Genomic DNA, 19,155 nt, shown 5'->3' with positions numbered 1-19,155 from the left:
CGTCGCATGTGCTGCATTGCAAACATGGCGCGATCCACTCAGGCGCCCGGCCGGACGATCAGGAAGGCCCCGACCACCAGCAGGATCGCCCCGAGGATCGGCAGCCCCTGCGCCGAGAGAGCCGGGGCGCCGGACCTTGTACAGTCCGCGACCAGCCCGGCCGCCAGCTGGCTCGCCACCAGGATGGCGATGGTCGGGGCGGCGCCCAGCCGCTGATAGCCGAGGATCCCGGCGAAGACGAAGAAGGAGCCGAGCAGCCCCGGCAGCAGGGCCCAGGGGCGCAGGACCGCCGCCGCCTCGGCGAGGCCGCCCGGGCCGTTGCGGATCAGCAGCAGACCGAGCAGCGCCGTCAGCCCGACGGCGGAGTTGATCACCAGCGCGATCAGCACCGTCGAGACCGACAGCGTGATCCGGACCATCAGCAGGTTCTGCAGCACCAGGCAGATGCCCGCGGACATCAGCAGGATGACGGTCGAGGCGGCGCCCATCAGGCGCGGCCATCCGGATCGCCGCGGCGGTCGAGCCGCAGCTGCAGGAACGCCAGATCCAGCCACTCTCCGAACTTCGTCCCTACCTCCCTCAGCAGCCCGGCATGCTCGAAGCCGAGCTTCTCGTGCAGCCGGATGGAGCCGGTATTCCGCGCTTCGATGCCCGCGACCATGACGTGCTTGCCGAGGGCCCTCGCCCTATCGATCAGCGCCAGCATCAGCGCGGCGCCGATCCCGCCGCCGCGCCGGTCCCGGCGGACATAGACCGAATGCTCGACGGTGTGGCGATAGCCGTCCCAGGCGCGCCAGTCGCCGAAGGAAGCGTAGCCCGCCACCCGGCCGTCCTCGTCGACCGCCACCAGCACCGGGTAGCCGAGGCGCCGGCGCTCCGCCATCCAGTCGGCGCGGTTGGCGGCGTCGACCACGGTCTCGTTCCAGATCGCGGTCGTGTGCAGCACGGCGTCGTTGTAGATCTCCAGGATGCCGGCGATGTCCCCGGCCTCGGCGCCGCGAATGCGCATCTCGCTCTCCGCCCGTATCTCACCAAGCGAACGGCCAGTTGATATCGCTCTTTCGCGAAGCTATGCACTTTAGTAATACGCACGCCTGTTATGGTCTACTATAGTAGCACGCATGGCGACCCTCGATGGCATCGACCAGCGCATCGGCGCCCGCATCCGCATCGAGCGGGAGAGCCGCGGCTGGTCCCTTTCCGATCTCGCCGCGCGCGCCGCCGTCTCCCGCGCCATGATCTTCAAGGTGGAGCGGGGCGAGAGCAGCCCGACGGCCCATCTGCTCGGCAAGCTCTCCGGCGCCTTCGGCCTCAGCATGTCGACGCTGATGGCACGGGCCGAGATGCAGCAGGGGCGGCTGTCGCGGCGGGCCGACCAGCCGGTCTGGACCGACCCGCAAACCGGCTATGTGCGCCGGCACGTCTCGCCGCGCACGGACCTGCCGCTCGACCTCGTGCGCATAGATCTGCCGGCCGGCCGGGAGGTGCCTATGCCGGCCTCGGCCTATGCCTTCCAGCGCCAGCTGATCTGGGTGCTGGACGGCGAGCTCGTCTTCATCGAGGGGGCCGTCCGGCACGAGATGAGGGAGGGCGACTGCCTCGAGCTCGGCCCGCCCGCCGACTGCGTCTTCCGGAACGAGGGCGGGCGTCCCTGCGCCTACGCCGTCGTGGTGCTGCGCCAGCCGTGAGCCAGGGCGTCAGGGCCTGTCCAGCGGAAATCCCCTGAACGGCTTGATCTCCTTGAGCACGAACATCGTCTGCATCTCCTTGATCCGGGGCAGCCGGCGGACGACCGCCATGGCGAAATCCGCATAGCTGTCCAGGTCGGGGGCGACGACCTGCAGCAGGAAATCCGTGTCCCCGGCGATGCTGTAGCAGGCGACAACCTCCTTCAGCTGCCGGACGCTCTCCGAGAACTCCTCCGCTTCCGTCTCGCTGTGGCTGTCGATCTTGACCCGGATGAAGGCGAGCACGCCGAGGCCGATCCGCCGCCGGTCCAGCACCGCCGCATAGCCCCGGATAACGCCGTCCTCCTCCAGCTGGCGGACCCGGCGCCAGCAGGGCGAGGTCGATAGCCCGACCTCGGCGGAGAGCGCCTGGTTGGTCAGGCGGCCGTCCTCCTGCAGGGCGGCCAGGATCCGGATGTCGACCGGTTCGAGCGGACTCGGCATATCCTACCTCGCAGAGTGCGTGTCGAGGTAGAACTTACCGAAGCCGTCTTCCCAGGCGCAATGATAGGCAGGATCGACCAGCCGGCGAGCGGTATCCTGCCGGGCGGACGCATCGCCGTGAAAGCCGCCATGACCCAGGATCTCCGCCTCGCCGTCGTCGTGAACCCGGACCTGCCGCTCGGGCTGGTCGCCAACACCGCCGGCGCCATCGCCATCGGGCTCGGGGCGAAGCTGCCGGCCCTGGCCGCCCGGCGGCTCACCGACCGCGGCGACCGCACCATCGACATCAGCTCCAGCCAGCCTGTTCCGATCCTGCAGGCCGATGCCGGCACGATCCGGGCGCTGCTGCTGAAGGCGCTGGCCCGGCCGGACGAAGGGGCGGGCGAGCGGGCGGTGGTGCCCTTCCCGGCCTTCGCCCGGTCGCTGCACTTCTATGCCGAGTACGAGGCGGCCTTCCCCGACCGCGACCTGAGCGAGGAGGCGATCGACGGTCTCGGGATCGCCGGCCCGGCGAAATGGGTTCGGTCGCTGACCGGCTCGCTCAAGCTGCTGCGGTAGCCCGGCGCCGCTTCAGGTTGCGCCCATCCGGTCGGATAGGACCGGACGTCGTGACCGCGGCTCCAATACCCACTCAGATCGACCGGCATCGGCCAAGCGGGTCAATCAAGCGGTCGATAGATAGGCCCGGGTCATGGGAAATGGCGGCACGATTTGCCGACACGTTCCACTTCCGGGGAGGGTGTCCCGGGACTGCCGTCCTTTCGTACAGGCCCTTTAATACCGAATTGCATAAATTCCGCAGCGAAATTTGCACTTACTTTTATGCAAATCGACCAATTCAAGTTTGTCCGTCAGGGAGACATTGCAGTGGCTGTCTTTTCAGTGCTGAACGACACTGGCATCAACGGCAAAGGTATTCATTTCGGTTCGATCGGCCAGATAGCGGCGTCTGGATTCGCCGGCGACCCCTCCATTACGGCGACCGTCATCGACGTCCGCTTCAACGATGGTGGTCTCCTCCACGTCATCGGCAGCGGCCTGGGCTACAACCCGCCATCCGACTACACCGGCTGCGTTGACAGCATCACTTACTCGCAACCCGCCTGCGCGGGGGTCTTTGCCATCACCGGCTTCTCCGAGTCGCTGGGCGACGTCTCCGGGCTGGTCACCGCCGGCAACGAGTTGGCGATCCTCGCCGACCTGTTCTCGGAAGACGACACGATTTCCGGGTCCTGCGTGGCCGATTTCCTCATCGGCTTCTGCGGTCATGACATCCTGAACGGCCATGGCGGTAACGACACACTGCGCGGTGGTGCCGGGGCGGACACGCTGAACGGCGGCGACGGCTCCGACGTCGCGGACTACCAGGACTCCGCCGCGGCTGTCTGTGTCAACCTGCTGGGCCACATCGCCCAAGGTGGCGACGCCCAGGGGGACGTGTTGAACAGCATCGAGAACCTCACCGGATCGGCCTTCGACGATTACCTGGCCGGCGATGCCGCTGCGAACACCCTGATCGGCGGTGCCGGCAATGATAATCTTGTCGGCAACGGCGGGGCCGACGTCCTGGCCGGCGGCGCCGGCACCCAGGACATGGCGGACTACATCTTCTCGGGCGCCGGAGTGGTGATCAGCCTCGCCGCCGGCACCGCCAGCGGCGGCGACGCCGCGGGCGACACCCTGAGCGGCATCGAATGGCTGCGCGGCAGCAACTTCAACGACTCCCTGACCGGCAACGGCAGCGACAATCGCCTCTCCGGCCTCGCCGGCACGGACAGGCTGGACGGCGGCGCCGGCAATGACCAGCTCATCGGCGGCGCCGGGGCTGACATCCTGATCGGCGGCGCCGGCGCCGACACCGCCCTGTATGACAACGCGTCCACCGGCGTCGCGGCAAGCCTGACCAACCCCGCGGTGAACACCGGAGATGCCGCCGGCGACACCTACAGCAGCATCGAGAACCTCGTCGGCAGTGCCTTCAACGACACCCTGACCGGCAACAGCGCCTCCAACTATCTGGTCGGCTGGCGCGGCAACGACACGCTCAACGGTCGCGGCGGCGCTGATATCCTGGACGGCGGCCTCGGTGCGGACACCTTCGTCTTCTCCTCGATCGCGGAGACCTCCACCAAGGCGCCTGATCGGATCAACGACTTCTCCCAGAGCCAGGGCGACAAGATCGACCTGTCGGGCATCACCCACGGCGCCGGCAGCTTCATCGGCTCGGCCGCCTTCGGCCATCACGCCGGCGAAGTCCGCTTCGATGTGAGCGCCGCTCAGACCATCGTCTCCATCGATGCCAATGGCGACGGCACGGCCGATGCGCAGATCCGCCTCCTCGGCGCCATCACATTGACGGCGGGCGACTTCGTGTTGTGAGCACCATCGGATCGGGGCGGAGCGCCGCCCCGATCCGGGCCTCCAGAGAGGCTGGCAGTCAATCGCCAACCTCCATTACGCTTCGGACCGCGCCGGACACCCCCATCCATTCACGGAGGTCGCCTTCGGATCGCGAACACCAGGGTCGGAACGGATGGCCGGCAAAGGCTGCCAAGATCGCGACGGCGCTGATACAGCCTTCGCATGACATCCGGGATCCGCATTCGCCCCGCGCGGCCGGAGGACCGGGACGCGCTCGGAGCCCTCAAGCTGCGCGCGTCGCTGGCCTGGGGAGAGCATGTCGAGGCGCTGTCGGCACTGCCCGAGGCGCGGCAGGTTCCGGCGGAGCACCTGCCCTCGGTCTTCGTCGCGGAGCTGGATGGCAAGATCGTCGGCTTCGCCACGGTTCTGCCGCGCGACGATCGCGAGGCCGAGCTGGAGGACCTGTTCGTCGATCCCGCGGCCTGGCGCCGGGGCGTGGGCGCCGGCCTGATGGCCGAGGCGGAACGGCGGGCCACGGCGCTCGGCGCCCGCTCGCTGCATGTCGTCGCCCATCAGCGCGCCCGGCCCTTCTACGAAAGCTGCGGCTTCCGGATCGTCGGCATGGTCATGACCGAGTTCGCCCCAGCCCCCGCCATGCGGAAGGATCTGGCCCGCTGAGAGCCGGAACCGGCTGCCGCGCCTACTCCGCCGGCTTCGGCGTCGGATGCGCCGGCTCGTCCTCCTCGGCCATCCGGTGATGGTCGCGGGCGAGGTAGGTGTAGACCATCGGCACCACGAACAACGTGAACAGCGTGCCGATCGACATGCCCGAGGCGATCACCAGCCCGATCGAGAAGCGCGCCGCGGCGCCGGCGCCGCTGGCATAGAGCAGCGGCACCACGCCCAGCACCATCGCCGCCGTGGTCATCAGGATCGGCCGCAGGCGGATCGCCGCCGCCTGCTCGATCGCGTCACGCCGCGACAGCCCCTGCTCCTCCTGCAGCTTGTTGGCGAACTCCACCATCAGGATGCCGTGCTTGGTGATCAGCCCGACCAGGGTGATCAGCCCGATCTGGGTGTAGATGTTGATGCTGGCGCCGGTGAGTTGGAGGATCGAGCCGACATTCAGCACCGCCAGCGCGCCGAAGATCGACAGCGGCACCGACATCATGATGATCAGCGGGTCGCGGAAGCTCTCGAACTGCGCCGCCAGCACCAGGAAGATCACGATCACCGCGAAGGCGAAGGCGATCATCACCGTGTTGCCCTCGGTGATGTATTGCCGCGAATCGCCCTCGTAGTCATAGGTCACGCCGCGCGGCAGGATCCGGTCCGCCGTCTCCTGCAGGAAGGTCAGCGCCTGGCCGAGGGTGACGATCACCGGGGTCGGCACCCCCTGGATGGTCGAGCTGTTCAGCTGGTTGAACTGGGAGAAGGAGTTCGCCGTCGCCTGGGTCTTCAGCGTCACCACCGAGGACAGCGGCACGAGGTCGCCGCCGGCGGTGCGGACGAAGTACTTGTTCAGCTCCTCCGGGTTCAGCCGGCTTTCCTGCCCGACCTGCGGGATCACCTTGTAGCTGCGGTTGTCGCGGTCGAAGCGGCCGATGTCGTTGCCGCCCAGCATGACGTTCAGCGTGACGCCGATGTCATCCATATTGATGCCCAGCGCCGCCGCCTTGTTGCGGTCGATCTCGACCGACAGCTCCGGCCGGTCGAAGGCCAGGGTGGCGTTGGCGAACAGGAACAAGCCACTCTTGCGCGCCTCGTTGGCGATCTGCTGCGCCATCTCGTAGACCAGCTGGGGCGAGCCGGGGGCCTTGATCACGAACTGCACCGGCGGGCCGCCGCTGGAGCCCGGCAAGGCCGGCGGAGTGATGGCGAAGCCTTCCACCCCGGCGATGCCGCCGACGATCTGCTGGACCTGGGCCTGAATCTCGGCGCCGCTGCGGCTGCGCTCGCCCCACGGCTTGAAGGTCATGCCGCCAAAGCCGGAGGCCAGCGAGCCGGCGCCGTTGACCGAGAAGATCGCGTCGTGCTCCGGGATCGTCTTCAGATCGGCGATCAGCTTGTCGCTGAACCGGTTCATGTATTCCAGATTGGCGTAGCGCGGGCCTTCGAGGATCATGAACACGAAGCCCTGATCCTCCTCCGGCGCCAGCTCGCTCGGCGTCTTCACGAACAGGAAGGCGGAGGCGGCGAGCAACACGATGGCGAGGAAGACGGTGACCGGCCGGTAGTTCAGCGAATTGTGCAGCCGACGGTGGTACCAGCCCTGCAGCGCGGTGAAGAAGCGGTCGACCACCTGCTGGAACCGGCCGGCGCCCTGGCCGTGCGGCTTCAGCATCTTGCTGGTCATCATCGGCGATAGAGTCAGCGCGACGATGCCGGAGATGATCACCGCCCCCGCCAGGGTGAAGGCGAATTCGCGGAACAGCGCCCCGGTCAGGCCGGTGGCGAAGCCGATCGGGGCGTAGACGGCGGCGAGCGTGATGGTCATCGACACCACCGGCCCGGCGATCTCCGCCGCCCCCTTCAGCGCCGCCTGTCTCGGCGTCAGCCCCTCCTCGATATGGCGGTGGATGTTCTCCACCACGACGATGGCGTCGTCGACCACGAGGCCGATCGCCAGCACCATGGCCAGGAGGGTCAGCGTGTTGATCGAGTAGCCGAGGGCGTAGAGGCAGAACAGCACGCCGATCAGCGACAGCGGGATGGTGACGACCGGAATCACCACGGCGCGGAACGAGCCGAGGAACAGCAGGATGACGATGACGACGATCGCCACCGCCTCGGGGATGGTCTTGCCGACCTCCCAGATCGAGGCCTCGATGAACTCGGTGGCGTCGTAGACGATCTCGCCGCGCATGCCCTCCGGCATCTGGCGCATGATGTCTTCCATCGCCGCGCGCACATTGGCCGCCGTGGTCAGCGGGTTGGCCGCAGGGGTCGGGTTGATGGCGACGAAGATCGCCTCGCGCCCGTTGAAGGTGACGCGCGAATCGTAGCTTTCGCTGCCCAGCTCGACCCGGGCCACGTCCTTCAGCCGGACGATGTTGGAGCCGTCCGAGCGCACCACCAGGTCGCCGAAGGCCTCGGCCGTGCGCAACGTGGTGTCGGTGCGGATGGCGAAGGTGACGAGCTCGCCCTCGGTCCGGCCCGGCGCCGACTGGAAGTTGTTGGCCCGGATCGCCGCCACCACGTCGGCCGCCGTGACCTGGCGCGCGGCCAGCCGCATCGGGTCGACCCAGACCCGCATGGCGAAACTCTTGGCGCCCAGGATCTCGGCCTCGGCCACGCCCTCGGTGGTCGAGAGCTGCGGTTGCACCACGCGGGTGATGTACTCGGTCACCTCCTCCGGCGACATCCGATCGCTGTCCAGCGCGATGTACTGGATCGCGATGTCCTGGCCGGTGCCCTTCACCACCACCGGATCCTTCGATTCGTCCGGCAGGTCGTTGCGGACCTGCTGCACCTTGGTCAGCACCTCGGTCAACGCCGCATCCGGATTGGCGTTCAGCTTCATGTGCACCGACACGGTGCTGACGCCCTGGACCGAGGAGGAGGTGACGTAGTCCAGCCCCTCCGTGCTGGCCACCGCCTGGGCGATCGGAGTGGTGATGAACCCCTGCATCAGGTCGGCGCTGGCGCCCGGATAGGCGGTGGTGATGGTGATCACCGTCTCCTCGGTCTTCGGGAACTGGCGCACCGGCAGCGTCGCCAAGCCCTGGATGCCGAGCAGCAGGATGAGGAGGCTGATCACCGAGGCCAGCACCGGCCGGCGAATGAAGATCGAGGTGAAGTTCATGGCGGCGTTTCCCCCTTCCCCCGCCGGCTCAGGACTGCGGAGGGCGGCTGGGGTCGACCGAGTTGTCGATCACCACCGGGAACCCGTTCTGCAGCTTGAGCTGGCCGGAGGTGACGACCTGGTCGCCCACCTTCACCCCTTCGACGATCTCGGCGATGTTGCCCTGGCGCTGGCCGACCCGGACGAAGACCTGCTCGACCACCAGCTGCGGCCCGGCCGGCGCGGCCTGGGCCACGGCGCTCCCGCCGGCGGGCGGCGGCGGCTGGTCGCCTTCCGCCTTCTTCTCGCGGATCACGAACACCGTGTCGCCGTAGAGGCTGTAGGTGATCGCGGTCTGCGGCACCGTCACCACATTCGGCCGTTCCGGCAGCATCAGCCGGACATTGGCGAAGAAGCCGGGGCGCAGCTTCAGCCCCGGATTGTCGATGGTGGCCCGCACCCGAAGCATGCGGCTGGCCGCATCGACCACCGGTTCGATGCCGGTGACCTGGCCTTGGAACACCTCCTCCGGAAAGGCGTCGGTCCGGACCTCCACCTTCTGGCTATGGGTCACGCGGCTGAATGCCTGTTCCGGCAGGGTGAAGTCGACATAGACCTGGTCCAGCCGCTGCAGTGTGACCAGCGGATCGCCCGCCGCGACGTAGCGGCCGATATCGACCTTGCGGATGCCGATGATGCCGGCGAAGGGCGCCGTCACCGCCTTCTTCTCGATCGTCGCCTGGGCGCGGGCGAGCTGAGCCTGGGCCTTCAGGAGATTGGCATTGGCGGTGTCGAGGTCGGATTGTGGGGCGTTGCCGCGCGCCCGCAGCGACGACACCCGGTCGAGCGTCCGCCGCGCCAGGTCGATCTCCGCCTGGTACAGCCGGACATCCGCCTGGTCGATCGAATCGTCGAGCTGGACCAGCCGCTGCCCGGCGCCGACCGTGTCGTTGGGCTTGAAGTCGATCGACACGACCGTACCCGCCACCTCGGAGGCGACCTGGATGCCCTCGACGGCCGAGATGGTGCCTATGCCCTCGAGATAGTCGGTCCAGGTTTTCGCTTCGGCCTTGGCGGCGGAGACGGCGACCGGCGGGATCTGCGGGTTGGAGAACATGTCCGCCACCACCTGGTCGCGCATGACATTCATGCCGACGAGCGCGCCGACGACGAGGATCAGGGCGATCCCGACCAGAAAGAAGCGGAGGATCATGCGCGATTCCGTCCCAGGCCCGTCCTTGGTCGTACGGGCTCGTGCTGTGAATCAAAAAGCGCAGCACCATACACTAGACGCCGACAAACGGCCTAATCGGAAACATACATGCATGTACGGCATGAGTAACCGAGCCGGCCATGCTGCTGTCGCATCGCTTCGCCGCAGGCGCCATCAGCCTTCGCATCGGCCGCCGCAGCAACTATGGTGCCGATAGGACTGGACGGGACCCCGCGCCATGCAAGTCTATCTGCCGATCGCCGAGGTCTCGGTGAACGCCTTGCTGATTCTCGGCATGGGCGGCCTGGTCGGGTTCCTATCCGGCCTGTTCGGCGTCGGCGGCGGCTTCCTGATGACGCCGCTGCTGATCTTCATCGGCATCCCGCCGGCGGTCGCCGTTGGCACCCAGGCCAACCAGCTGGTCGCGGCCAGCGTCTCGGGCATGCTGGCGCATTGGCGGCGCGGCAATGTCGACCTGAAGATGGGGCTGGTGCTTCTGGCCGGCAGCGTGATCGGCAGCGTGCTGGGGGTCCGGCTGTTCAGCCTTCTGCAGCTGCTGGGCCAGATCGACCTCGCCATCAACCTGTTCTACCTGATCTTCCTGGGCACGGTCGGCGGGCTGATGCTGGTCGAGAGCCTGCGCTCGATGCTGCGCCGCCGCCGCGCCCCGGGTGCGCGCCGCAAGCTGCACCAGCACGCCTGGTTCCACGGCCTGCCCTTCAAGACCCGGTTCCCGAAGTCGCGGCTCTATATCAGCGCGCTGGCGCCGATCGCGATCGGCGCGCTGGGCGGCTTCCTGACCGCGATCATGGGCATCGGCGGCGGCTTCATCCTGGTGCCGGCGATGATCTACCTGCTCGGCATGCCGGCCGCGCTGGTGGCCGGCACCTCGCTGTTCCAGATCATCTTCACCACCGCCCTGGTCTGTTTCCTGCAGGCCTTCCAGAACCAGACGGTCGACGTGCTGCTGGCGCTGCTGCTGCTGGCCGGCGGGGTGATCGGCGCCCAGTTCGGCACCCATGCCAGCGGCCGGCTGCGCGGCGACCAGGCCCGCGCCCTGCTGGCAACGCTGGTGCTGATCATCTGCGTCAAGGTCGGCTTCGACCTGATCGGCACGCCGGCCGACCTGTTCTCCGTCGCCATGCGCCGGGGGGGCTGAGCCGTGCTGCGTCTCGTCTTCACCGTCGCCGTCTGGGCCGCGGTCATGGGCCTGTGCCGGCCCGGCGCCGCCCAGGACCTGGTGGCGGACCTGTCCGACCACGTCATCGCCATCAACACCGGCTTCACCGGCACGCGGGTCCTGCTGTTCGGCGCCACCGAAGGCGAAGACCAGGTGGCGGTGGTGGTGCGCGGGCCGACCGACCGGGCCACGGTGCGCGAAAAGGACCGCGTCGCCGGCGTCTGGCTCAACCATGAGAGCATGAAGTTCAGCAACGTGCCCGGCTTCTATGCCGTGGCGTCGAGCAAGCCGTTGGAGGAGCTGGCGCCGCCCCCGGTGCTGGAGCGCGCCGGCATCGGGCTGAAATACCTGCAGCTGACCGTGAGCGAAGACGACCGCGACGCCGGCCCCGAGGCGATCGCCGCCTTCCGCGACGCGCTGATCCGCGGCCTGCAGCGCCGCGGCCTGTACGTGACCGAGACCGGCCAGGTCAGCTTCCTCAGCGGCCGGCTGTTCCGGACACGGATCGAGTTCCCGGCCAATGTCCCGACCGGCCAGTACCAGGTCGAGGTCTATCTGTTCCGCGGCGGCCAGGTGGTCGACGCCCAGACCACGCCGCTGATCGTCGGCAAGGTCGGGCTCGGGGCCGAGATCTACCAGTTCGCGCAGAGCGAGCCGGCGCTGTACGGGCTGGCCGCCATCATCGTCGCCGTCGCCTCCGGCTGGCTGGCGAGCGTCGTCTTCCGCCGCGCCTGATCACCTCCCATCTTTGAGGGTGCCATGACCGACAACGCCCCAGAAACCCCGATGCAGGAGATCCCACGCATCTTCCTCGTGGTCGTGGACGACACCGAGGAATGGCGGGCCGCGCTGCGCTATGCCTGCCGGCGGGCGCAGCACACCGGGGGCCGGGTCGCCCTGCTGCACGTCATCAGCCCGAGCGAGATCCAGCACTGGGGCGCGATCGAGGACGTGCTGCGCGAGGAGGCGCGGCACGAGGCCGAGCAGCGGCTGCAGCGCGTGGCGCGCGAGGTCAACCAGCTGACCGGCACCATCCCGATCCTGCACATCCGCGAAGGCGCCGCCCGCGACGAGCTGATGGCGCTGATCGCCGAGGAGCCCTCGATCTCCGTGCTGGTGCTGGGCGCCGACACCGTCTCCTCCGCCGGTCCCGGCCCGCTGATCCAGTACCTGACCACCGGCCGCGCCATGGCCAGGCTGCGGATCCCGCTGACCATCGTGCCGGGCAACCTGTCGACCGAGGCGATCGACGCCCTGACCTGACGGCGGCTCCGCGCGGCTTGACGGCGCCGGCGGGCGATGGCATCCGAGCCGGACGGGCGACGGGTGCCGGCAGGCCCCCGCGCCTTCTTCGACGAAAAGAGACATGGACGAGCCAGACAGTCGTCCCGCGAGGGGCGGAATCGAACCGAAGGGGCGCCTCCCTGGGGCCGCCCCGGGACAGGACGGACGGCCGGGCGCTGGGCCGGCCGGAGGCTTCCGCTAGACGATCGCGGGCCCCCGGCTCGCGCGGCGTGCGGCCGAGAGGGGACAGACCGCGATGCTGCGCATCTACACGCTTTCGAACGCCCGTTTCGCGCCGGTCGAGCCCGCCGAGGGCGCCGGCTTCCCGCCGGACACGGTCTGGATCGACCTGTTCAACCCGACCCAGGAGGAGGAGCGGCTGGCTGAACGGCAGCTCGGCCTGTTCCTGCCGACCCGCGAGGAGATGCAGGAGATCGAGGCGTCGAGTCGGCTGTACCAGGAAGACGGCGGCATGTTCATGACCGCCAGCGTGCTCTACGCCACCGAGACCGATACGCCCGGCACCGCCCCGATCACCTTCGTGCTGAAGGGCCAGACCCTCGTCACCATCCGCTACGCCGAGCCGAAATCCTTCACCGGCTTCACCGCCCATGCCGAGCGCCAGCCGACGCTGTGTCCCTCGGGCTCGGCCACGCTGATCGGCCTCCTGGAGGCGATCGTCGACCGCACCGCCGACATCCTGGAGCGGGTGGCGGGCGAGGTCGACGCGCTGTCGCAGCGCATCTTCAAGGTGAACGAGGCGGTGCACAGGCGCACGACCAACGAGGAGCTGGAGGCCAATCTCAAGCTGATCGGCCGCAGCCAGAACCTGGTGTCGAAGGCGCGCGAGAGCCTGGTCAGCCTGGCCCGCCTGCTGAGCTTCCTCGCCGTCGGCGACGCCACCAAGGACAAGGTGTTCCGCACCCATCTGAAGAGCCTGAGCCGGGACGTGGCGTCGCTGACCGACCACGCCACCTATCTCGGCAACAACATCACCTTCCTGCTCGACGCCTCGATGGGGATGATCAACATCGAGCAGAACGCGATCATCAAGATCTTCTCGGTCGCCGCCGTGGTGTTCCTGCCGCCGACCCTGGTCGCCAGCATCTACGGCATGAACTTCGAGGTCATGCCGGAGCTGCGCTGGGCGGCCGGCTATCCCTGGGCGCTCGGGCTGATGGTCCTGTCCGCCGTGCTGCCCTATCTGTGGTTCAAGCGGAAGGGGTGGTTGTAAGAGGCGGTGTTGTCGTCGCCCGCACCGCTCCCACCACCGTCATGGCGAGCCCCGCCCTTTGCACTTGATTGGGGGGCGTGGCCATCCAGCGATCCCGGCCCCTGGATCGCCACGGTGCTTCGCACCTCGCGATGACGGCTTTGTGACTACCTGAACAGGCCCGGCGGCCCTCGGCATGACCATCAGCAGATGGCACCATAGCCATCCATATCGCCTGGATATGCCGATGATCGAGCTGCGCCATCTCCGCTATTTCGTCGCCGTCGCCGAGGAAGGGCACGTCACCCGGGCGGCCGAGCGGCTGGGGATGCAGCAGCCGCCGCTGAGCCAGCAGATCAAGGCGCTGGAGCAGGAACTGGGTGTAACCCTGCTCCGCCGGCTGCCGCGCGGCGTGCAGCCGACCGAGAGCGGTCTCGTCCTGCTGGCCGAGGCGCGCGCCATCCTGGCCCAGCTTGACCGCGCGCTCGAGACGGTGCGGCGCACCGGGCGCGGCGAGCAGGGGCGGATCGCCGTGGGCTTCACCAGCTCGGCCGCCTTTCACCCCTTCGTCTCCGCCGCCATCCGCGGCTTCCGCGAGGCCGCACCCCAGGTCGAGATGGCGATGGAGGAGAGCAGCACCGGCGAGCTGGTCGAGGCGCTGCGCCTGGGGCGGCTGGACGCCGCCTTTATCCGCTCGCCGGTCGGCGACGCGGCCGGTCTCGTGGTCGAGCCGCTGCTGGAAGAACCGATGGTCGCGGCGGTGCCGACCGGGCACCCGCTGGCAACGGAATCGGACCCGATCCCGCTGTCGGCTTTGGCCGAAGAGGCCTTCGTGCTGTACCGCCGGCCGAGCGGCCCGGGCCTCTACGATTCGATCATCGCCGCCTGCCGCGCCGCCGGCTTCAGCCCGCGCATGGCGCAGGAGGCGCCGCGGCTGGTGTCGACGCTGAGCCTGGTCGAGGCCGGGCTCGGCGTGTCGATCGTCCCGGCCTCGATGTCGCGGCTGGACACCGGCGGCGTCGCCTATCTGCCCCTGGCCGACCGCCCGCCGCTGGCGGCGCCCCTGCACCTGGCCCGCCGTGACGCCGAGCCGCTGGGCGTGACCCGGCGCTTCATCGAGCATGTCCGAGGGATGGATCGGGCCTAGCGAGCGAAGCGCTTGGCCCCGGCAACGCAGAGGACGACCGCGGCGGCGCAGCCGACCAAGCCCCAGCCGACCGGCTCGTGCAGCAGGGTCGCGGCCAGGGCCAGGCCGAAGAAGGGCTGCAGCAGCTGCAGCTGGCTGACCGCGGCGATGCCCCCCAGCGCCAGGCCGCGATACCAGAAGATGAATCCGATCAGCATCGAGAACAGCGAGACATAGGCGAGCGCGACCAGCGCCGGCCAGCCGACCCCGGACCAGGAGGCCGGCAGCGTCAGCAGCGACGCGGGCAGGGACAGCGGCAGCGAGAGCAGCAGCGCCCAGGAGATCACCTGCCAGCCGCCGAGCCGGCGCGAAAGCCGGGCGCCTTCGGCATAGCCCAGGCCGCAGGCCAGGATAGCGGCCAGCATCAGCCCGTCGCCGAGCAGAGAGGCCTCGGCCCCCTGGCGCAGGGCATAGGCGCCGACGATCGCGGCGCCGAGCACCGAGAACGCCCAGAAGGCCGGGCGCGGCCGCTCGCCGCCGCGCAGCACGCCGAACACGGCGGTGGCGATCGGCAGCAGGCCGACGAAGACGATGGCGTGGGCCGAGGTGACGTAGCGCAGCGCCAGCGCCGTCAGCAGCGGGAAGCCGATCACGACGCCGAGCGCGACCACGACCAGCGGCCCGAGATCCGATCGCTCCGGCCGCCGGGGCCGCAGCGCCAGCAGCATCGCGGCGCCGAGCAGCCCGGCGATCGCCGCCCGCGCCAGGGTCAGGAACAGCGGGTCGAGATCGAGCACCGCCACCCGGGTCGCCGGCAGCGAGCCGCTGAAGATGAGGACGCCGAGCATGCCGTTGATCCAGCCCGCCGCCGCCTCGTTCGAAGGTCCGTCCATGATCGTCCGTATCGCCTGCATGGGGCCGACGATGGGGCCCGGCGACGGCGCGAACCAGAGATGGTAGAGTACAGTTTCGCCGAACTGTCCTGGTCCGGAGTCCGGTACAGATGCTCGATCTCGTTCCTGCGCCGCGTGGCGGCGCCACGCTTGTTTCGACCGTGATGGACACCATCCGGCAGCGGATCGAGAACCGCGCCCTCGCGCCGGGCGCCAAGGTGCCATCGATCCGCCGCCTGGCCGAGTCGCTGGGCGTGTCGAAGTCGACCGTGGTCGAGGCCTATGACCGGCTGGCGGCGGAGGGCGCGATCGCCGCCCGCCCCGGATCCGGCTTCTACGTCGCCCGGCGGGCGCAGCCTTTGACCCTGGCTGAGCCCGGCCGACGGCTGGACCGCACCATCGACCCGCTGTGGATCGCCCGCCAGGCGCTGGAGACGCCGGAGGCCGGGGAACAGGTGCTGAAGCCCGGCTGCGGCTGGCTGCCGGCCGACTGGATGCCCGACCCGGCGATCCGGCGGGCGTTGCGCGGCCTGGCCCGTTCGGAGGGCGAAGGCTTGGTCGACTACGACTCGCCGTTGGGCTTCGCGCCCCTGCGCCGGCATCTGGCGGGCCGGCTGGCGGAGCGTGGCATCACCGCCGAGGCCGGTCAGATGCTGCTGACCGACGGCGGCACCCAGGCGATCGACCTGATCGGCCGCTTCCTGCTGGAGCCGGGCGATGCCGTGCTGGTCGACGACCCCTGCTACTTCAACTTCCTCGGCGTGCTGCGCGCCCACCGCGCCAAGGGGGTCGGCGTGCCGCGCACCCCGGCGGGTCCCGATCTCGACGCCTTCGCCCGCGCCGCGGCGGAGCACCGGCCGCGGCTCTTCGTCACCAACGCCGCCCTGCACAACCCGACCGGCGCCAGCCTGGCGCCGCAGGTGGCGCATCGGCTGCTGATGCTGGCCGAGGCCCATGATCTGGTCGTGGTCGAGGACGACATCTTCGCCGATTTCGAGACGGAGCCGTCGCCCCGCCTCGCCGCGCTGGACGGGCTGCAGCGGGTGATCCATATCGGCAGCTTCTCGAAGACCCTATCGGCCGCGGTGCGCTGCGGCTTCATCGCCGCCCGGCCGGACTGGATCGAGGGGCTGACCGACCTCAAGCTCGCCACCAGCTTCTCCAACGGCGCGCTGGCGGCGCGGCTGGTGCATCGGCTGCTGACCGACGGCAGCTACCGCCGCCATGTCGAGGGGCTGCGCGGCCGGCTGGCCCGGGCGATGGGTGAGACGGCGCGGCGGCTCGCCGCCCTCGGCCTCATGCCCTGGGTCGAGCCGCGCGGCGGCATGTTCCTGTGGGCCGCCCTGCCGGAGGGGCTCGATTCGGCGGAGGTGGCGCGCCGCGCCCTGGCCCGGGACGTGGTCCTGGCGCCGGGCGACGTCTTCAGCCCCTCCCGTACCGCCGGCCGCTTCCTGCGCTTCAACGTCGCCCAATCCGCCAGCCCGCGGATCTTCGCGGTGCTGGAGGAGGCGATGCGCGGTTAGAAAAAGGGCGCCCCGGAGGGCGCCCTTTCGTCTCGGACCGGACCGGCGGTCAGGCCAGCTCGGTCTCCTTGGTCGCGTCGTCCGAGGTCGAGGCCGAGGGGTTCTCGACATAGTCGAAGGCCAGGCTCTCGCCGTCCTCCGCCACGTCGACCCGGACCTGGCCGCCCTTGACCAGCTTGCCGAACAGCAGCTCGTTCGCCAGCGGCTTCTTGATGTGCTCCTGGATCACCCGGGCCATCGGCCGGGCGCCGTAGAGCTCGTCATAGCCGCGCTTGACCAGCCACTGCCGCGCCGCCGGCGACAGCTCGATGGTGACGTGGCGGTCGGCCAGCTGCGTCTCGAGCTGGATGATGAACTTGTCGACCACCTGCGAGACGATCTCCGGCGTCAGATGGCCGAAGGGGATGATCGCGTCGAGGCGGTTGCGGAACTCCGGCGTGAACATCCGGTTGATCGCCTCCTTGTCCGCATCCTCCTTGCGGGTCGCGCCGAAGCCGATCGACTGCTTGGTCAGCTCGGTCGCGCCGGCATTGGTGGTCATGATCAGGATGACGTTGCGGAAATCGACCGACTTGCCGTTGTGGTCGGTCAGCTTCCCGTGATCCATGATCTGCAGCAGGATGTTGAAGACGTCCGGATGCGCCTTTTCGATCTCGTCCAGCAGCAGCACGCAGTGCGGGTGCTGGTCGACCGAATCGGTCATCAGCCCGCCCTGGTCGAAGCCGACATAGCCCGGCGGGGCGCCGATCAGCCGGCTGACCGAGTGCCGCTCCATGTATTCCGACATGTCGAAGCGGACCAGCTCGATGCCGAGCAGCCGGGACAGCTGCCGCGCCACCTCGGTCTTGCCGACGCCGGTCGGGCCGGAGAACAGGTAGTTGCCGATCGGCTTCTCCGGCTCGCGCAGGCCGGCGCGGGCCAGCTTGATCGCCGCCGACAGGGCATCGATCGCCTGGTCCTGGCCGAACACCAGCGTCTTCAGGTCGCGGTCGAGGGTCTGCAGCAGCGCCTTGTCGTCACGGCTGACGCTCTTCGGCGGGATCCGGGCGATCTTCGCCACCACCGCCTCGACGTCGCGCACGCCGATGGTCTTCTTCCGCCGCGACGGCGGCAGCAGCATCTGCGCGGCGCCGACCTCGTCGATCACGTCGATCGCCTTGTCGGGCAGCTTGCGGTCGCCGATGTAGCGGGCCGACAGCTCCACCGCCGTGCGGATGGCATCCGCGGTGTAGCGCACCTGGTGGTGCTTCTCGTAGTAGCTCTTCAGCCCCTGCAGGATCTTGACCGTATCCTCGACCGACGGCTCGTTGACGTCGATCTTCTGGAACCGGCGCACCAGGGCGCGGTCCTTCTCGAAGTAGTTCCGGTATTCCTTGTAGGTGGTCGACCCGATGCACTTCAGCGCGCCCGAGGCCAGGGCCGGCTTCAGCAGGTTGGACGCGTCCATCGCCCCGCCCGAGGTGGCGCCGGCGCCGATCACGGTGTGGATCTCGTCGATGAACAGCACCGCGCCGGGCAGGTTCTCCAGCTCCGACATCACCGCCTTCAGCCGCTCCTCGAAATCACCGCGGTAGCGGGTGCCGGCCAGGAGCGCTCCCATGTCGAGGGCGAAGATGGTGGCGTCGGCCAGCACCGGCGGCACCTCGCCGTCGACGATGCGGCGGGCCAGGCCCTCGGCGATCGCGGTCTTGCCGACCCCGGGGTCGCCGACATAGAGCGGGTTGTTCTTCGAGCGGCGGCAGAGGATCTGGATCGTGCGCTCGATCTCCGCCTCGCGGCCGATCAGCGGGTCGATCTTGCCCTTCGAGGCCTTCTCGTTGAGGTTGACGCAATAGGTCCTGAGCGCCTCCGAGCCCTTCTTCACGACCTTCTCCGCCTGCGCATCCTCGTCGGCGCCCGAGACCGGGCGCGATTCCCCTGCACCGGGCCGCGCCCCGCCCGAGGCGCCGGCCTTGGCGATGCCGTGGCTGATGTAGTTCACGGCGTCGAAGCGGGACATGTCCTGCTCCTGCAGGAAGTACACCGCATGGCTCTCGCGCTCGGAGAACAGGGCGACCAGCACGTTGGCGCCGGTCACCTCCTCGCGTCCCGAGGACTGGACGTGGATGGCGGCGCGCTGCAGCACGCGCTGGAAGCCGGCGGTCGGCTTCGCGTCCTCGATCCCGTCGATCTTCAGGGTCGCGAGCTCGGTGTCGATATAGCCGACGAGGTCGCGGCGCAGCTTTTCGAGGTTGACGCCGCAGGCGCGCATCACCGCGACGGCGTCCTGGTCCTCGGACAGCGCGAGCAGCAAGTGCTCGAGCGTCGCGTATTCGTGCCGTCGCTCATTGGCGAAAGCGAGGGCCCTGTGCAGCGTCTGCTCCAGATTCCGCGAGAGCATCGGTCGTCCCCATCCGGGAGGGCCCAC

Annotated in this window: 17 protein-coding genes; 10 read left to right on the top strand and 7 right to left on the bottom strand. The window is 69.0% G+C overall.

Going from position 1 to position 19,155, the window contains the following annotated elements; all coding sequences use genetic code 11:
* Positions 1-38 precede the first annotated feature (38 nt).
* Positions 39-488, bottom strand: a complete 450-nt coding sequence (locus KXR53_RS03980) for a DMT family transporter (protein WP_437373618.1) — start codon at positions 486-488, stop codon at positions 39-41.
* Entirely contained in the window at positions 488-1,009 is a 522-nt protein-coding gene (locus KXR53_RS03975; RefSeq protein ID WP_437373616.1) for an N-acetyltransferase family protein, read from the bottom strand. The genes KXR53_RS03980 and KXR53_RS03975 overlap by 1 nt, the downstream gene beginning before the upstream one ends.
* 112 nt (positions 1,010-1,121) lie before the next feature.
* On the opposite strand from KXR53_RS03975, the gene KXR53_RS03970 reads away from it, so the two are divergent.
* Entirely contained in the window at positions 1,122-1,688 is a 567-nt protein-coding gene (locus KXR53_RS03970; RefSeq protein ID WP_437373614.1) for a helix-turn-helix domain-containing protein, read from the top strand.
* Positions 1,689-1,697: 9 nt separating this feature from the next.
* On the opposite strand, the gene KXR53_RS03965 is transcribed toward KXR53_RS03970, so the two are convergent.
* Entirely contained in the window at positions 1,698-2,171 is a 474-nt protein-coding gene (locus tag KXR53_RS03965) for an Lrp/AsnC family transcriptional regulator (RefSeq protein ID WP_437373612.1), read from the bottom strand.
* A 129-nt stretch (positions 2,172-2,300) separates the two neighbouring features.
* Here KXR53_RS03965 and KXR53_RS03960 point away from each other — a divergent pair, with 129 nt between their 5' ends.
* The 3 genes from KXR53_RS03960 to KXR53_RS03950 all read left to right on the top strand — a co-directional run bounded on the left by KXR53_RS03960 (position 2,301) and on the right by KXR53_RS03950 (position 5,210).
* On the top strand, positions 2,301-2,729 hold the full coding sequence (locus KXR53_RS03960; RefSeq protein WP_437373610.1) for a DUF2000 domain-containing protein: 429 nt from the start codon (positions 2,301-2,303) through the stop codon (positions 2,727-2,729).
* Positions 2,730-2,882: 153 nt separating this feature from the next.
* Entirely contained in the window at positions 2,883-4,550 is a 1,668-nt protein-coding gene (locus tag KXR53_RS03955; RefSeq protein ID WP_437373608.1) for a calcium-binding protein, read from the top strand.
* 204 nt (positions 4,551-4,754) lie between these two features.
* Complete coding sequence (locus KXR53_RS03950) at positions 4,755-5,210, top strand: GNAT family N-acetyltransferase (RefSeq protein WP_437373606.1); 456 nt, start codon at positions 4,755-4,757, stop codon at positions 5,208-5,210.
* 22 nt (positions 5,211-5,232) lie between these two features.
* Here the strand turns inward: KXR53_RS03950 and KXR53_RS03945 are convergent, their stop codons facing one another.
* Positions 5,233-8,337: an efflux RND transporter permease subunit gene (locus KXR53_RS03945; RefSeq protein WP_437373605.1), complete on the bottom strand. Its 3,105-nt coding sequence runs from the start codon at positions 8,335-8,337 to the stop codon at positions 5,233-5,235.
* Between the two features lie 28 nt (positions 8,338-8,365).
* Positions 8,366-9,529: an efflux RND transporter periplasmic adaptor subunit gene (locus KXR53_RS03940; protein ID WP_437373604.1), complete on the bottom strand. Its 1,164-nt coding sequence runs from the start codon at positions 9,527-9,529 to the stop codon at positions 8,366-8,368.
* A 238-nt stretch (positions 9,530-9,767) separates the two neighbouring features.
* Between KXR53_RS03940 and KXR53_RS03935 the strand changes: the two genes are divergently transcribed.
* From KXR53_RS03935 to KXR53_RS03915, 5 genes are all read left to right on the top strand, one after another.
* The gene (locus KXR53_RS03935) at positions 9,768-10,688 is read left to right on the top strand and encodes a sulfite exporter TauE/SafE family protein (protein WP_437361224.1); all 921 of its coding nucleotides are present in this window, start codon (positions 9,768-9,770) and stop codon (positions 10,686-10,688) included.
* A gap of 3 nt (positions 10,689-10,691) precedes the next feature.
* Positions 10,692-11,444, top strand: coding sequence for a TIGR02186 family protein (locus KXR53_RS03930; RefSeq protein WP_437373602.1), 753 nt, complete (start codon positions 10,692-10,694; stop codon positions 11,442-11,444).
* A 24-nt stretch (positions 11,445-11,468) separates the two neighbouring features.
* Entirely contained in the window at positions 11,469-11,972 is a 504-nt protein-coding gene (locus KXR53_RS03925) for a universal stress protein (protein WP_437373600.1), read from the top strand.
* A gap of 277 nt (positions 11,973-12,249) precedes the next feature.
* Positions 12,250-13,227, top strand: a complete 978-nt coding sequence (gene corA / locus KXR53_RS03920) for a magnesium/cobalt transporter CorA (RefSeq protein WP_437373598.1) — start codon at positions 12,250-12,252, stop codon at positions 13,225-13,227.
* Positions 13,228-13,453: 226 nt separating this feature from the next.
* A complete protein-coding gene (locus tag KXR53_RS03915) occupies positions 13,454-14,353 on the top strand; it encodes a LysR family transcriptional regulator (RefSeq protein WP_437373596.1) in 900 nt (299 codons plus the stop codon).
* Here KXR53_RS03915 and KXR53_RS03910 read toward each other — a convergent pair.
* Entirely contained in the window at positions 14,350-15,225 is an 876-nt protein-coding gene (locus KXR53_RS03910) for a DMT family transporter (RefSeq protein WP_437373594.1), read from the bottom strand. The genes KXR53_RS03915 and KXR53_RS03910 overlap by 4 nt on opposite strands.
* 110 nt (positions 15,226-15,335) lie before the next feature.
* Between KXR53_RS03910 and KXR53_RS03905 the strand changes: the two genes are divergently transcribed.
* Positions 15,336-16,748, top strand: coding sequence for a PLP-dependent aminotransferase family protein (locus KXR53_RS03905; RefSeq protein ID WP_437373592.1), 1,413 nt, complete (start codon positions 15,336-15,338; stop codon positions 16,746-16,748).
* A 49-nt stretch (positions 16,749-16,797) separates the two neighbouring features.
* Here the strand turns inward: KXR53_RS03905 and clpA are convergent, their stop codons facing one another.
* Positions 16,798-19,128: an ATP-dependent Clp protease ATP-binding subunit ClpA gene (gene clpA / locus KXR53_RS03900; protein ID WP_437373590.1), complete on the bottom strand. Its 2,331-nt coding sequence runs from the start codon at positions 19,126-19,128 to the stop codon at positions 16,798-16,800.
* Positions 19,129-19,155: the final 27 nt, after the last annotated feature.

It is taken from the genome of Inquilinus limosus (genome assembly GCF_051487185.1).
Lineage (GTDB): Bacteria > Pseudomonadota > Alphaproteobacteria > DSM-16000 > Inquilinaceae > Inquilinus > Inquilinus limosus_F.
The sequence above is the reverse complement of the archived record's forward strand: the minus strand, read 5'-3'. Positions and strand labels throughout refer to the sequence as shown.

Bases quoted from the DNA above. Each gene is read 5' to 3' on its own strand.
- KXR53_RS03940 (WP_437373604.1), bottom strand. From the start codon at position 9,529: ATGATCCTCCGCTTCTTTCTGGTCGGGATCGCCCTGATCCTCGTCGTC.
- KXR53_RS03925 (WP_437373600.1), top strand. From the start codon at position 11,469: ATGACCGACAACGCCCCAGAAACCCCGATGCAGGAGATCCCACGCATC.
- KXR53_RS03980 (WP_437373618.1), bottom strand. From the start codon at position 488: ATGGGCGCCGCCTCGACCGTCATCCTGCTGATGTCCGCGGGCATCTGC.
- KXR53_RS03970 (WP_437373614.1), top strand. From the start codon at position 1,122: ATGGCGACCCTCGATGGCATCGACCAGCGCATCGGCGCCCGCATCCGC.
- clpA (WP_437373590.1), bottom strand. From the start codon at position 19,128: ATGCTCTCGCGGAATCTGGAGCAGACGCTGCACAGGGCCCTCGCTTTC.
- KXR53_RS03915 (WP_437373596.1), top strand. From the start codon at position 13,454: ATGATCGAGCTGCGCCATCTCCGCTATTTCGTCGCCGTCGCCGAGGAA.
- KXR53_RS03960 (WP_437373610.1), top strand. From the start codon at position 2,301: ATGACCCAGGATCTCCGCCTCGCCGTCGTCGTGAACCCGGACCTGCCG.
- KXR53_RS03945 (WP_437373605.1), bottom strand. From the start codon at position 8,337: ATGAACTTCACCTCGATCTTCATTCGCCGGCCGGTGCTGGCCTCGGTG.
- KXR53_RS03965 (WP_437373612.1), bottom strand. From the start codon at position 2,171: ATGCCGAGTCCGCTCGAACCGGTCGACATCCGGATCCTGGCCGCCCTG.
- KXR53_RS03905 (WP_437373592.1), top strand. From the start codon at position 15,336: ATGCTCGATCTCGTTCCTGCGCCGCGTGGCGGCGCCACGCTTGTTTCG.
- KXR53_RS03935 (WP_437361224.1), top strand. From the start codon at position 9,768: ATGCAAGTCTATCTGCCGATCGCCGAGGTCTCGGTGAACGCCTTGCTG.
- KXR53_RS03975 (WP_437373616.1), bottom strand. From the start codon at position 1,009: ATGCGCATTCGCGGCGCCGAGGCCGGGGACATCGCCGGCATCCTGGAG.
- corA (WP_437373598.1), top strand. From the start codon at position 12,250: ATGCTGCGCATCTACACGCTTTCGAACGCCCGTTTCGCGCCGGTCGAG.
- KXR53_RS03950 (WP_437373606.1), top strand. From the start codon at position 4,755: ATGACATCCGGGATCCGCATTCGCCCCGCGCGGCCGGAGGACCGGGAC.
- KXR53_RS03910 (WP_437373594.1), bottom strand. From the start codon at position 15,225: ATGGACGGACCTTCGAACGAGGCGGCGGCGGGCTGGATCAACGGCATG.